Genomic DNA, 14,045 nt, shown 5'->3' with positions numbered 1-14,045 from the left:
CCTCACCGGCGATGCAAGTCTCAAGGCCGCCATCGCCAGCAAGCCGGCTCCTACAAGGTGTTTTACACCAGACAAACGCAGGTGCCCGCAGGTGCCGTAAAAACAAAATCAACCGTATTTCAGGTGATGCAATGATGAAGGTGAAGATCGAAAGGATCGTCGACGAAGCGCTGGATATCCGTTCCTTTCGCCTCGTGCGCAGTGACGGCCAGCCGCTCGACGCCTATGAACCGGGTGCCCACGTCGACCTGACCGGGCCGACCGGGGTGACCCGCCAATATTCGCTGTGCAGCCCGCCCCAGGACCGCCGCGCTTATCTGGTGGCGGTGAAGAAAGAGGCGCAGTCCCGTGGCGGTTCAGCGGCGCTGCACGAGGTGGAAGAGGGCATGGAGCTGGAAATGGGTGCGCCGCGCAACCTGTTCCGCCTCGACCCGACGGCCAGCGAACATGTGCTGTGCGCGGCCGGTATCGGCGTCACGCCGCTGCTGAGCATGGCTTATCGGCTGAGCGAAAACGGCCAGCCGTGGCACCTGCATTATTTCGCCCGTTCGCCGCAATACGCAGCGTTCGCCGAGCTGTTGGCGAGCACGTTCGCCGGGCATGTGCAGTTCCACTACGGCATCGAGCCGGGTGACATGGATGTCACGTTGAGTGAGTGCCTGAACCACGCGGGCAGTACCGCACACGTGTACACCTGCGGCCCGGCGCCTTTCATGAACAAAGTGGTGGAAGTGGCGGCGCGCAGCCGTTGCGACGATGCGATCCACCTTGAGCATTTCCAGGCCGATCCCGCAGCGAATGCCGGTCCGAGTGGCGGTTTTGAAGTGGAGCTGGCCAGTTCCGGCGTGGTGCTTCAGGTGCCGGCCAACGCGAGTCTGGTCGATGTGTTGCAGGCTCACGGTTGTGACATCGACACTGAATGCCGCGAAGGCATCTGCGGCACCTGCATCGTCGAGGTGCTGGACGGTGTGCCGGAGCACCGCGACAACTGTTTGTCGAACAAGGAAAAGGCGTCCAACAAACAGATTTGCGCCTGCGTTTCCCGCGCCGTTTCCGCCCGTCTGGTATTGGACATCTAACGCAAGGGAAGGCTGGCAAGCCAGCGCCGGAGCCTGTTGAATAGGGCCCGACGGCCGTCGAAGGAGGAGACAGCCAAGGTCAGTAACATTTGCCGAACCGCTCGACGAAGCGGTCGAAAAATAACAATAAAATGCGTGAGGCTTTGCAGTGATGATGACTTCTTCGGCGGTTCGCAACGAGGCGTTCGAAAGCTGGCTGAGCCAGGTCAACCAGGCCTGCGGGCGTTTCGATGCCCGGGCCCTGGATACGGATTTCTACGGTGAGCTGGCGGAATATCGCAGCGGCGCGATCAACCTCAGTGTCGTCGACATGGCGCACGTGCACCTGTATCGCACCAGCAAGGACGTCAGCGTCAGCAGCGACGGCCACTATTACGCGGTGTTCCAGATGCGTGGCAGTTCCCGGTTGGAGCAGGGCGACAACCGCGCTCAACTGGGCACGGGCGACATCGCCCTGATCGACGCCTGCCGCCCGAGTGACATGACCTACAACGAGGATTCCCGACAGTTGTCGCTGATCCTGCCGCGTCAGGTGGTCGAGCGCGGTTCGCATTTCAATGCGGTCAACTGCGCCACACGCATCGCGGCCAGTACACCTCTGGCGGCGATGGCCAACCGCTTGGTGCTGGATACCCGGCAGCAGGAAGGCCTGGACATGCAGGAAAGCGAAGCGGTACTGGATGCGTTGGTCAGCCTGTTGTTGCCCGGGATCAGTGCCCGCGAGAGCGGCGCAGATGCCCACGAGCGACAGTTTCGCAAGATCATCGCCTACATCGACGAACACATCGGCGCCGAAGACCTGTGCCCCGAGCTGATTGCCCGTGAGGTAGGGATTTCGGTGCGCGGGTTGTACCGGATGTTCTCCAAGCGCGGCCTGGTGGTGGCGCAATACATCAAGCACCGGCGCCTGGATTTCTGCGCGGAAAACCTGCGCCGCTCACCTGACGAGCAGAAGCTCTCGGCGCTGTGTTACGCCTGGGGTTTTTCCGATTCCAGCTACTTCTCCTCAGCGTTCAAATCCCGCTTCGGCGTCTCGCCGGGCGCTTATCGCAAGCGCTACAGCCACAACTGACCTCTCCTGCAGGAGCCGGCTTGCCGGCGATCACAGGGCATCAGACGCCATCAATGTTGAATGTGCCGGCCCCATCGCCGGCAAGCCGGCTCCTACAGTAGATCTTCGTCGTGCACATACCTTGAGCTCGCTGCAGACCCCTGTAGGAGCCGGCTTGCTGGCGATGGCGGAGTGTCAGGCGCCATTGATGTTGAATGTGCCGGCCTCATCGCCAGCAAGCCGGCTCCTACAGTAGATCTTTGCCGTGCACATACCTTGTGTTCGCTGCGGATCCCTGTAGGAGCCGGCTTGCTGGCGATGGCGGAGTATCAGGCACCATTGATGTTGAATGTGCCGGCGATGGCGGTCTCATGACCGCCGCAGATCCCTCAATGCCGAGACGGCTCATCCACCGGCAAATGCAGCACTTCGCGCACCAGCATGGCAATGCTGGTCACGCCCATCTTTTCCTTGATCTTGGTCCGGTGCACATCAACGGTTTTCACGCTGATGTTCAGCTCCCGGGCGATGACCTTGCTGGCCTTGCCATCGATCACCAGCATCAACACCTCCCGTTCACGGCTCGTCAGCAGGGCGAGTTTGCCTTGCAGGTGCTGGCGTTGCTGCTGATCGGCCTGGGCATGCACGGCGGTCTTCAGCGCCGCTTGTATGCGGTCGATCATCTGCTGCGGGTTGTAGGGTTTCTCGACGAAATCCAGCGCACCGTTCTTCATCGCCGTCACCGACATCGGAATGTCGCCATGGGCGGACACGAAGATCGTCGGCAGGGTGCTGCCACGCTGGTTGAGGATTTCCTGCAGCTGAAAGCCGCTGGTTTCCGGCATGCGCACGTCCAGCACCAGGCACGCCGGTTGCTTGGGGTCGTATTGGCTCAGGAACTCTTCAGCGCCGGCAAAGCATTGCGCCTGGACGCTGACCGACTCCAACAACCAGGCCAGCGAGGTGCGCAGGTCTTTGTCGTCATCAACGATATAAACAATCGGTTTGCGGGTTTCCATCAGGGGTTGCCACGAGATTTTCTAATTATTGTTTTCGCACGCGTGCACGCTGCGGCGGACGTCGACACCTATGTTGGCGCCTTTTAGCAGAATACCCACTGCGACGGGCCCTGACGATAAAGAAACCACCTAGTCGACTAGCGGAAAGCCTACCTCGGCATGGGGATCGTCAGAATGGTTGCGCGCCACGCCGGGCTTTAGTCTTGTTCCATCACCCACGGGCCGCGAACGCGCGGTCCTCCTGAAGGAAGGGGCACCGACATGGCCAACCTGAGCCAGCAGCAAATCGACTTTCGCAACGCCATGGCGCAACTGCCGGCGGCGGTGAACATCATCACCACCAACGGCCCCGGCGGTCGCTGCGGCATCACCGCCAGCGCCGTGTGCTCGGTGACGGATTCGCCACCGACCGTGCTGGTGTGCGTCAACCGCAACAGCGCCACCCACGATGTGTTCCGCACCAACGGCCGGCTGTGCGTCAACGTGCTGTGCGGCGAACAGGAAGAACTGGCCCGACACTTCGCCGGCATGACCCAGGTGCCGATGGCCGAGCGGTTTGCCTGGGACTTGTGGGACGGCGGCGACACGGGCGTGCCGGTGCTGCGTGATGCGCTGGTGCAGCTGGAAGGACGGATCAGCGAGTGCAAGGAAGTCGGGTCGCATTCGGTGATGTTTGTGGAATTGTCGAAGGTGGGTGTGCGCGGGGAGGGCGATAGCCTGGTGTATTTCAACCGGTTGTTTCATCGGATTGAGCATGCTGTGGCGGCTTGCTGAAACACCGCGTTATCGTTCATCGCGGGCAAGCCTCGCTCCTACAGGTGACCGGGGTGCCCGGACGGACGCGGTCACTGTAGGAGCAGCCGGGCGGCGTTCCGTTTGCTCGCGATAGCGGTAGATCAGGCACCGCTGCCTTCAGATGCGAAAACTCCCGACCAACTGATTCAGCCGCCCAGCCTCGCGCTCCAGCTCGGTACATGCCTGCAATGTCGATTGCAGGTTCTCCACTCCTTGCTGGTTCAGCGTGTTGATCTCGGTGATGTCCACGTTCAACGCCTCGACCACCGAGGTTTGTTCTTCAGTGGCTGCGGCGACCGATTGGTTGACGTTGTCGATCTCGCCAATGCGTTGCGTCACGCTGCCCAGTCGCGTGCCGGCGAGGTTGGCGATGCTGACGCTTTCCTCGCTGTGCTGCTGGCTCTCGGTCATGGTTGTCACCGACTCACGCGCACCGACTTGCAGTGCTTCAATCATCTGCTGAATCTCTGCCGCCGAGGTCTGTGTGCGTCCGGCCAGGCTGCGCACTTCGTCGGCGACCACGGCAAAGCCGCGGCCCGCTTCACCCGCCCGTGCTGCTTCGATGGCAGCGTTGAGGGCGAGGAGGTTGGTCTGCTGGGAGATGCCTTTGATCACTTCGAGGATTTGCCCGATGTTCACGGTTTTGCTGTTCAGCGCTTCGATGTTGACGCACGACGCGCTGATTTTTCCGGACAGTTCGTTCATCACCTCAATCGTGCGCTCGACCACCTGACGCCCGTCTTCGGCCTGTTGGCGCGCGGCGGAGGCTTGCTGCGAGGCATCGGAGGCATTGTTCGCAATTTCCTGGGCAGCGGCGCCCAGTTCGTTGATCGCAGCGGCGACGCTGTTGGTGCGGGTCGATTGTTCATCGAAATTGCTCAGCGATGCGTTGGACGCCAACAGCACACGCTTGGCGCCTTCGTTGACGCCGAGCGCCGCCGAAGACACCTCGCGAATGGAATGGTGAATACGTTCGACAAAGCGGTTGAACGCCGTCGCCAGTTGGCCGATTTCATCCCTTGATTGCACGGCCAGGCGTCGGGTCAGATCGCCTTCGCCCCGGGAAATATCCTCCATGACCCGCGTCAGCAGTTGCAGCGGCCGGGTGATGCGATACGCCGCGTACCAGATCAACACCAGGCCAAGCAGCGCCGAGCCGCCGCCCAGCAACAGCTCAAGCGCGGTGCTTCGCACGGCTTGCGCATCGAGTTCCTGTTGCAGCGTGGTGACCGGGGCGAGCAGCACGTTCTGCGGCACGCCGACCAATACGCCCCACGGCGCCGCTCCGGCAATCGGTGCCAGCGGCTCAAGCACTTTGATCTGCTGTTGATCGACGAACACTTTCGGCTGGCCCTGACGCAAGGTGTCCATCACCTCTACATTGTCCAGCGGTTGCCCGAGGCGACTGACGTCCTGGCTGTTGGCGGAAATCACCCCGCGCGGGCTGACGATGCTGATCTGCCCGTTGCCGTCGAACAGTTGGCGCGCGCTGGTTTCGCTGTTCTGTTGCAGGGCGGCGAGGTTGATGTCGAGGCCGACCACGGCGATGACCTTGTCATGGTCCAGCAGCGGGAACGCGATGCTGGTCACCAGTTTGCGGCTGCCGGAGGCCTCGTCGAAATATGGCTCCAACACGCAGGCTTTGCGGGTGTCACGGGCACAGGTGTAGAAGGCGTTGTAGGGCGCGCCGCTGGGGCCGGGCGAGGTGTTGGCGAGCAGCGCTTCGTCGCCGATCACCGCTTGCAGTTCGCCGGGTTTGCTTTGCACCCAATACAGCGAAAAGCGCCCGGTTTCGTTGCTGCCCATGGCCGCCTGATCGACGAAACCAGCGTCGGCGCCGTCCAGGGCATCGGGTTCGAAAATGACATAAAGCCCGAGCAGGTCGGGCTTGTCGATCAGGGCCTGGTGCAGCTGGGTGCTCAGCTCCTGGCGCAGTTGTGGACGGGTAAGGTTGCCCTGATGTTGCAACTGCCTCAGGTAGAGCAGATAGCGCGACAACCCTTGGCCATATTCGTGCGTCTGCATGAAGGTGCGTTGCACCTGCATCGCTTGCACTTTGCCCAGCGCCTGCATGTGTTCCTTGGCGGCGTTGGCGAGCATTTCGCTGCTGGCCTCGGCCACTTGCTGGCTGCTCCGATGGGTTTGATACAGCGACAAACCCATCAGCAAACCCACCACCAACAGCAGGCAGAGGCCGGCGAGCAGGGCGATCTTGCTCTGAATCGTCAGGAATTTTTTGTGCATTGGAAAGGCCTTTTTCCTTGAGGCATGACACGGTCCCCTGTAGGAGCGAGCCCGCTCGCGAAAGATGTCTGGACGACGCGTTCATTCAGGCAACACGCGTCATCGTTGACGTCCATCGCGAGCGGGCTCGCTCCTACAGGGATTGCGTGGGGGCTTAGAACGTAGTGGCGAAAATCACCTGGCTGTAGAGGTTCTTGTCGTTGCTACCCAGCTGCGTGCCACCCTCGTCGGCGCTCTTGTCCGGCTGATAGAGGCCGATCAGCGGCATCACCGTCAGGTGCTCGTTGACGTGCCATTCGGCATACAGATCGACTTCGTGGCCATCGGTATTGCCGAGGTTGCGGTCGATGGTGTCGAAGTTGAAATACATCGCACCGACCGTCAGGTTCTCCAGCGGCGAGACGGTGAACTTGACCTGCTGGATACGCGAGTTAGTGTTGAACGGGCCGGCGTAGTTGCCGGCGACCTCACCCTGGAACCAGGTGCCGAAGCCACGGCTGAAACCATAGAACAGCGTGTCATAACCTTCCGAGAAACGGCTGTAGCGGTAGCTGGCATTTGGCGTCCAGGCCACGTCGGCGAAGGTCCAGCCGGCTTCCAGGTACCAGGCGTCTTCGGTGCTGGTGTGGGGTTTGTCCTGCTTGGCGTATTCGCCGGAGAGGAACAGGTTTTGCACCCCGGCATTGCCGGCTGCGCGCAGGCTGTAGGTTTTCATGCCGTCGCGTTCAAGCTGCATCGGTGAGGCGAATTCTTCGTCGACATCGGTGGTGTCGATGTAGGTCAAGCCGACCGTGCCTGCTTCGGCGACATGCTCAAGCGTGCCGACGTACATTTCGGTTTTCGCTTGTGCGCGGTTATCGGATTTCAACCACATCAGGTCGCCACGCCAGCCTTCCTTGCCTCCCAGGCGCAGCACGGCAGTCTCGTCGAAGGCTTTGCGCGCCGCCAGCCAGTACGCACCTCCGCGGTTGAACTCACCGTCGGCCAGACCTTTGCCCAAGTTGAGCGCGTCGCCATTAATCAGGAAACCATCACCGACCACGATGTTCTGGCGACCGAAGGACAGGTCGACGCCGTCCTCGCCGAGCACGTCGAACAGCTTGCCCGAACGCCAGCCGAGGTAGGCGTCTTCGAATTTGGTGGTGCGTTCCGAACCGTCGCTGAAGCCTGCGGCATCGCCGTCGCCCCAGGTGCCGGAGCTGAGCAGGTTCGCCGCGCCGTACGCGGTGCCGACACCGGCCAGGCCCTTGTCGAAGCTCAGGCCATATTTGATGTAGCCCTCGCGCCACGACGAAGAACCCGGGTCGAGGCGGCCGGACAGCGCGTAGTTTTCCTGGCTGTGGAAGATGCCGAAGACCGCTTCCAGCGTGGCGTTCAGGTGACTGTCGTCATCGGCGTAGAGTTCGTACGCGCCGGCTTGGCCGGCGCTGATCATCAGGGCAAGTGTAGAGAGACGCAGCAAGGGGGACTTGAGCATGTGTGGCATCCGTTCTTGTTCTTGAGCGCAGGTTTGCGGTCTTTTTCGATACTAAGGCGCGGAACTTTTCCGGCCTTTTGTGTGGTTGCCAAAGAGTTGGCTGTGCTTGCCAAAATGCCCGGTTTGGCAGCCTCGCCAATACGACTGGCACGCAGGGCAAAACCTGCGCATCACTGACCATCGACAATCCCTCTCAACCCTGTCGATGCACCGCTGCGTCGGCGCTCCCGTGTTGCCGCTCAATGGATGAGCGCGGATTTTCAAGGTCGTTTTCCTATGTTCACCTCGCTGCGATTGCCCCTCATCGGTCTGCTCTCACTCACCCTCGCGCACACCGCGTTGGCCGCTGACTGCGCGCCCGACCAGGGGCATGGCGCCCAGGTCTTCGCCAATGAATGCGCGGTCTGCCATTCGGTGACGAAGGGCATGACGGGAATGATGGGGCCGAACCTGGCGGGTGTGGTCGGGCGCAAATCCGGCTCGCAGGAAGGCTTCAACTATTCCCAGGCCATGCGCAGCAAAGACATCAACTGGCAGGCCGAGAACATCGCGCAACTCATCACCCAACCCCAGGCCTTCGTGCCGGGGACCTACATGCCCTACATGGGCCTGGCTTCGGCCGACGATCGCCAGGCGGTCGTGTGTTTCCTCAAAGAACAACAGTAATCAGCCCGTTATCCGGCTGAACAACACGTCTGAACCAAAGGTGATTTATGAGCAACGTTGAAATCCTGCCGCAGGTTGCTGCATTCCTTGACCGCCGCCACGGCTGCTTTATCGATGGCCAATGGGTGTTCGCCGAAGGGCCGCGCATTGCCGTGGTCAACCCGGCCACCGGCAAAACCCTGTGCGAAACCCTCGACGCACCGCTGGAGGTTGTTGAACAGGCGGTGCAGTCGTCGCATAAAGCCTTCAAGTCCGGCGTGTGGTCGGGCCTGCGCCCGGCGGACCGCGAACGCATCCTGCTGAACTTCACTGCGCTGGTAGAAGCGCATGCCGAAGAGCTGGCGCAGCTGGAAACCCTGAGCCAGGGCAAGTCGATCAACATGGCGCGCGCACTGGACCTGAACGCCACCGTGGAGTTCATGCGCTACATGTCCGGCTGGGCGACCAAGATCGAAGGGCAGACCTTTGACGTGTCGATTCCGCTGCCGCCGGGGGCGAAATTCACCGCGTTCACCAAGCGTGAGCCGGTGGGCGTGGTGGTCGGGATCGTGCCGTGGAACTTCCCGCTGCTGATCGCGGCGTGGAAGCTGATGCCGGCGCTGGCCACCGGTTGCACGGTGATCATCAAACCGGCGATGGAAACGCCGCTGACCGCCATGCGCCTGGCTGAACTGGCGCTGGAAGCGGGCATTCCGGCGGGCGTGTTCAACGTCGTCACCGGTGGCGGTGCCAATGTCGGCGGTGTGCTGACGGCGCATCCACTGGTGAGCAAAGTGTCCTTCACCGGTTCCACGGCGGTGGGCAAAAGCGTCGGCGTGGCGTGCATGGAAAACATGACGCGGTTCTCGCTGGAGCTGGGCGGCAAAAACCCGATGATCGTGCTGGCCGATGCCGACATCGAAAAAGCCGTGCAGGGCGCAATTCTCGGCGGTCTGCTGAACAACGGTCAGGTGTGTGCGGCGGCTTCGCGCTTCTACGTGCATCGCTCGATCCACGATCAATTCGTTGAAGCACTCGCCGCCGCCGTATCGGCGATGCCCATCGGCGCAGGCATGAACGGCGAAGCGGCGATCAACCCGCTGGTCTCGCGCAAGCAGCAGCAAAGCGTGCTCAAGCACATCGAGCTGGCGCGTCGCGAAGGCGCACGAGTAGTGTCCGGGGGCGAGTTGGTGGAAGGCGAGGGCTTCTATGTGCAGCCAACCATTCTGGCCGACATCGACCACAGCATGGCGGTGGCCCGCGAAGAGGTGTTCGGCCCCGTGCTGGGGGTGATGCCGTTTGACGATGAAGACGCCGTGATCGCCCTGGCCAACGACAACCGCTACGGCCTGGCAGCGAGCCTGTGGACCAATGACCTCGGCAAAGCGATGAACCTGGTGCCGCGCATCGAGGCCGGCACCGTGTGGGTCAACGCCCACGTGCTGCTCGACCCGGCCATGCCGTTTGGTGGCGTCAAGCAGTCCGGCATGGGCCGCGAGTTCGGTCGTGCGGTGATCGAGGCCTACACCGAGCTGAAATCAGTGTGCATCGCCCACTGATTCACACCGTGGGTGCCGGCTTCGCCAGCTCGATACCGGCGTCACTCAGGCGCTTGAGGATTTCAAACAGCAGGTCGCTCTTGGTCACGCCGACGATTCTCGGGCTGCCGACATAGCCGGTGACCGTCAGCGTGATGCCCTCGGGGGTCAGTTTGCTGAAGCGCACCATCGGCGCCGGTTTGTCGAGAATGGTCTCGTGCTCGCGGTAGGTGTTGTAGAGCAGGTCTTTCACCTGTTCGGGGTCGATGTCCAGGGGGAAGGTCAGTTCAAGTGACGCCACCCCTTGGGCGCTGCCGCCCAGGGTTACGTTGCGCAGGTTTTGCGAGATCAGCTGCGAGTTGGGCACGATGACGATCGAGCGGTCACTGAGCTGGATTTCGGTGGCCCGCACGTTGATCCGGCGGATGTCGCCCTCGACCCCGCTGATGCTGATCAGGTCGCCGACTTTCACCGGGCGCTCGGTCAGCAGGATCAGGCCTGAGACGAAATTCTTGACGATCTCCTGCAAGCCAAAACCAATCCCCACCGACAACGCGCTGACGATCCAGGCCAGGTTCGTCCATTGCACGCCCAACGATGACAGCGTCAGCAGAATGACCAACGCATAGCCGATGTTGGCAAACAGCGTGGTCAGCGAAGCGCGCATGCCAGGGTCCATCTCGGTTTTCGGCAGGAGCTCCTTGTCCAGCCAGCGGCCCAGCGTGCGAATCAGGTAGATGCCGATCAGCAAGGCCAGTGCGGCATTGAGCAGGTGCCCGGGGATGATGTTCAGTTTGCGCAGCCCGGCGCCGCCGAGAATGGAAAAGACGTTGGTGAGCAGTTGCCCGAGCGTCGTGCCGACCCCGCCGACGAACAGGGTGACCAGCGCCAGCAGCAAGAGTCCGGCGCGCCCGACCCCTGAAAGAACGATCGAGATCTGCTCCAGGCGCCGGTCTTCAATGCCGAGCAACTGCTTGAGCGCCTTGCCGCTGGGGCTTTTGATTGAAAAAAAGTATTCGCAGGCATCTTTGAAGCACTGCATCAGCAAATAGAAACCGGAGAGGATGAGAAAGCCCCAGACCAGTTCATAGGTGACGAACCTTGCCAGGGACACGTAACCGGTCAGGAGGGAAACCAGGCAGATCACCATCGCAAGACTGGCGAGGGTGTAAAGCACGCCCGCGAACGTCCTGCCGGCTTCATAGGCTTCGCCAGACGCCACGACGGCTCTGCGGACTTTGCCGGTGCGCCACAATAAATCCACCAGAACGCACGTAACAACCAGTGCGACGACCCCTCGACCGGCGATTACGATGCCGCTGCTCATGCCGGTTGCGTTGGTAATCTGGATCATTGTCACCAGAACCAGCAGCACGCCCGCCAGAACCCGCGGATAAGGCTTGAGTGACAGCGCCACCTGATCGGCAAGCGCCGGCAGCCGCCACGACGGGTGTTTCGTGGACAACAGGGCGCGGCTCAACGCGGTGATCAGCACGCAGGTGTAGGCGACTTTTTCGAATTCCTGGGAAAACGTCGACAGTGTCGGCGTCAGCGGAGCCTGGCGTGTGAAGACATAAAACAGCAGTTGCAGGGACAGGCCGACCGTCAGCACCGTGGCCAATACGGAAGCCAGCGCGAGGGAGCTGCGGCGCAGGCGTCCTTCTGGCATCCGGTGTATGCAAAGCCACGTCAGCCCTCGTTCCGCGAGACGACGGCCCAGCGTCCAGATAAGCAGGGCCAGCAGCAACAGTACGCTGGTGTAGAGGCGTTGGCCCGGTTGCCAGGCCAGTTTGACGACCTCACTTGCCTGACCGAGGAACGATGCGAAGCGCTGTCGATCATCCATCGAAGGGCTCAGGATCGGTGACCAGAACTCTGGGTTCAGGACGCTTCGGGTGCTCAGGGTCAGTTCGCTTTCCAGCATGTTGCGACGGATGCCGGCAATCTGGGTGATGAGGTCGGTGGCACTCGTTTTCAGGGTGGCCAGGGTTTTCAGGGTGGCGTCGATTTTGTTTTTTTGCTCGGTGAGCGCGACCCTTTGCGCGGTGATATCGGGCTGCTCGGCCGCGGCGTCATCACGCGGGACAGGCCCCAGCACACCCAGTTGCGCACGCAGTTGAGTCTGCAGGGGAAGCAGCGAGGTCGAGAGGCGATCGACATCCAGCATGAACATCTGGACGAGGTCCTGCGGGGCCTCCAGCTGGCTGTAGTTATCAACCAGCGAGATCTGTTGTTTGAGGGCGTCCAGCCGAAGTTGCAACGCCTGGAGGTCGCTTGGGGAAACGCTGGGGGGCGCGGCAACCGCCCTGGGCATTGAAATGTCCGCAGGGTCTGCCGCCAACAGCATTCCGGGGACCGCCCCGAAAAGCGTGAAAGCGACGAAAATCATGGCTTTCAGTGCATGACGCATAGGAGTGCCTGACTCAGTTGTTAGTCATTCAGCCTATGAGGTTAGGTCATCAGTCAAACCTTCGAGCAATAGTTTGTTCGGCTGCCCCCGTTGAACGGGGGCAGGGTGGACGTATCAGACGCGTTCGAACAGCACGGCGATGCCCTGGCCGCCGCCGATGCACATGGTCGCCAGTGCATAACGGCCCTGGACGCGGTGCAGTTCGTGAATGGCCTTGGTCGCGATGATCGCGCCGGTGGCGCCCACCGGATGGCCCAGCGAGATGCCCGAACCGTTGGGGTTGACCTTCTCCGGGTCGAAGCCCAGTTCCTGCGCCACGGCACAGGCTTGCGCGGCGAAGGCCTCGTTCGACTCGATGACATCCAGGTCGGCGACGGTCAGGCCGGCACGCTTGAGCACCAGACGAGTGGCGGGAATCGGGCCCAGCCCCATCAGTTCCGGCTCGACACCGGCGTGGGCATAGCCGACCAGCCGGGCCATTGGTTTGAGGCCTTGGGCGCGCACCATCTCACCGGTGGCCATGATCAGCGCACCGGCGCCGTCATTCAGGCCCGAGGCGTTGCCGGCGGTGACGCTGCCGTCTTTTTTGAAGGCCGGTTTCATCTTGGCCAGTTGCTCGGCATTGACCTCGGCACGCACGTGTTCGTCGGTCGCAAAGGTCACGGTGCCTTTGCGCGATGCCACTTCGATTGGCACGATCTGACTGTTGAAGCGGCCTTCGGCGATTGCCCGCGCGGCGCGCTGCTGGCTGAGCATGGCCAGTTCATCCTGGGCCTGACGGGTGATGCCGTAGCGTTCGGCGATGTTTTCCGCGGTGATGCCCATGTGGAAACCGGCAAACGGGTCTTGCAGGACGCCGAGCATGTAGTCGATGGCCTGCATGTCGCCCATGCGTGCGCCCCAACGCGCTTGCGGCAACAGATACGCGCCACGGCTCATGGATTCGACGCCACCGGCCAGCGCCGCGCCCGCATCACCGAGCATCAGGCTTTGCGCGGCGCTGACGATTGCCTGCAAACCGGAACCGCAGAGGCGGTTGACGTTGAAGGCGGGTGTCTCTTTCGGCAGGCCGGCATTCATCGCCACCGCTCGGGAGATGTAGGCGTCGCGGGCTTCGGTCGGGATCACATGGCCCATCACCGCATGGCCGATGTGCTCAGGCGCCAGCCCCGAGCGTTCGATGGCGGCGCGGCAGACGTCGGTGGCCAGTTGAATCGGTGGCACGTCCTTGAGCGAGCCGCCGAAGCTGCCGATGGCGGAACGGACGGCGCTGATAACGAAAATGTCGGATGGGTTCATGTGGGTTTCCCTGGTTCGGTCTTGTGCGCGTTTGGCGCTGTTATTGGGGGCAAGAGTCTAGGGGCGGTGGTTTGGTTGGGATAGGTCGAAAGTGCTCAAGGGGGGTGGTGTTTTTTGCCATTTGCGGTGGGTGGGGGCATATCCGTTTCTTCGGTAACGCCGGCTATTGGTTTCGCCCTTACGGCGAGTCACTTTGGAAAAGCCCCAAAGTAACCAAAGGGCTCTTGCCCCTTTCGTTCGGTGCCTCGCCTAGGCTCGGCATTCCCTCGCTCCGGTCCTGCTCCGTGGGCCCGCCGCGATCGGCCATCCTTGGCCGTGCGCGGCTAACCCGGCATCCATGCCGGGTTGCCCACTGCGCAGAACCTGCGCTCGGCCTCTCGAGGGGGCGACTACCGCCACAGCCGCCGAGGCGGCCTGAAAGCCGACCTGGCTCTTTGGTGCACGCGTTCCCTCATTCCGGATATGTACACCTATCCCCTGTAGGAGCC

At 61.9% G+C, this 14,045-nt stretch carries 9 protein-coding genes and 2 pseudogenes; 5 read left to right on the top strand and 6 right to left on the bottom strand.

The window, feature by feature from the left end; genetic code table 11:
- Positions 1–131: 131 nt before the first annotated feature.
- Both KGA82_RS24380 and feaR read left to right on the top strand, forming a co-directional pair.
- Entirely contained in the window at positions 132–1,079 is a 948-nt protein-coding gene (locus KGA82_RS24380) for a PDR/VanB family oxidoreductase (RefSeq protein WP_223452718.1), read from the top strand.
- A gap of 151 nt (positions 1,080–1,230) precedes the next feature.
- On the top strand, positions 1,231–2,151 hold the full coding sequence (gene feaR / locus KGA82_RS24375) for a transcriptional regulator FeaR (protein WP_223452717.1): 921 nt from the start codon (positions 1,231–1,233) through the stop codon (positions 2,149–2,151).
- 368 nt (positions 2,152–2,519) lie between these two features.
- Here feaR and KGA82_RS24370 read toward each other — a convergent pair whose 3' ends face one another.
- Positions 2,520–3,149, bottom strand: a complete 630-nt coding sequence (locus tag KGA82_RS24370; protein WP_008033885.1) for a response regulator transcription factor — start codon at positions 3,147–3,149, stop codon at positions 2,520–2,522.
- A 261-nt stretch (positions 3,150–3,410) separates the two neighbouring features.
- Between KGA82_RS24370 and hpaC the strand changes: the two genes are divergently transcribed.
- Positions 3,411–3,923 (top strand): 4-hydroxyphenylacetate 3-monooxygenase, reductase component, encoded by a 513-nt coding sequence (gene hpaC, locus KGA82_RS24365; RefSeq protein WP_008033884.1) that lies wholly within the window; start codon positions 3,411–3,413, stop codon positions 3,921–3,923.
- Between the two features lie 138 nt (positions 3,924–4,061).
- Here the strand turns inward: hpaC and KGA82_RS29545 are convergent.
- From KGA82_RS29545 to KGA82_RS24355, 3 genes and pseudogenes are all read right to left on the bottom strand, one after another.
- Positions 4,062–4,658: pseudogene (locus KGA82_RS29545) on the bottom strand (methyl-accepting chemotaxis protein); the annotation flags it as partial.
- 261 nt (positions 4,659–4,919) lie between these two features.
- Positions 4,920–5,969, bottom strand: a pseudogene (locus tag KGA82_RS29540) (HAMP domain-containing protein); the annotation flags it as partial.
- Positions 5,970–6,342: 373 nt separating this feature from the next.
- Positions 6,343–7,665, bottom strand: a complete 1,323-nt coding sequence (locus tag KGA82_RS24355; protein ID WP_223452715.1) for an alginate export family protein — start codon at positions 7,663–7,665, stop codon at positions 6,343–6,345.
- 276 nt (positions 7,666–7,941) lie between these two features.
- Between KGA82_RS24355 and KGA82_RS24350 the strand changes: the two genes are divergently transcribed.
- Both KGA82_RS24350 and KGA82_RS24345 read left to right on the top strand, forming a co-directional pair.
- Positions 7,942–8,331: a c-type cytochrome gene (locus tag KGA82_RS24350; RefSeq protein WP_223452714.1), complete on the top strand. Its 390-nt coding sequence runs from the start codon at positions 7,942–7,944 to the stop codon at positions 8,329–8,331.
- Between the two features lie 47 nt (positions 8,332–8,378).
- Positions 8,379–9,869, top strand: coding sequence for an aldehyde dehydrogenase family protein (locus KGA82_RS24345; protein WP_223452713.1), 1,491 nt, complete (start codon positions 8,379–8,381; stop codon positions 9,867–9,869).
- Between the two features lies 1 nt (position 9,870).
- Here the strand turns inward: KGA82_RS24345 and KGA82_RS24340 are convergent, their stop codons facing one another.
- Positions 9,871–12,258, bottom strand: coding sequence for a DUF3772 domain-containing protein (locus KGA82_RS24340; RefSeq protein WP_223452712.1), 2,388 nt, complete (start codon positions 12,256–12,258; stop codon positions 9,871–9,873).
- A gap of 114 nt (positions 12,259–12,372) precedes the next feature.
- Entirely contained in the window at positions 12,373–13,557 is a 1,185-nt protein-coding gene (locus KGA82_RS24335; protein ID WP_008033866.1) for an acetyl-CoA C-acyltransferase family protein, read from the bottom strand.
- Positions 13,558–14,045: the final 488 nt, after the last annotated feature.

Source organism: Pseudomonas sp. BF-RE-22 (assembly GCF_019956155.1).
Classification (GTDB): Bacteria; Pseudomonadota; Gammaproteobacteria; order Pseudomonadales; family Pseudomonadaceae; genus Aquipseudomonas; species Aquipseudomonas migulae.
The sequence above is the reverse complement of the archived record's forward strand: the minus strand, read 5'-3'. Positions and strand labels throughout refer to the sequence as shown.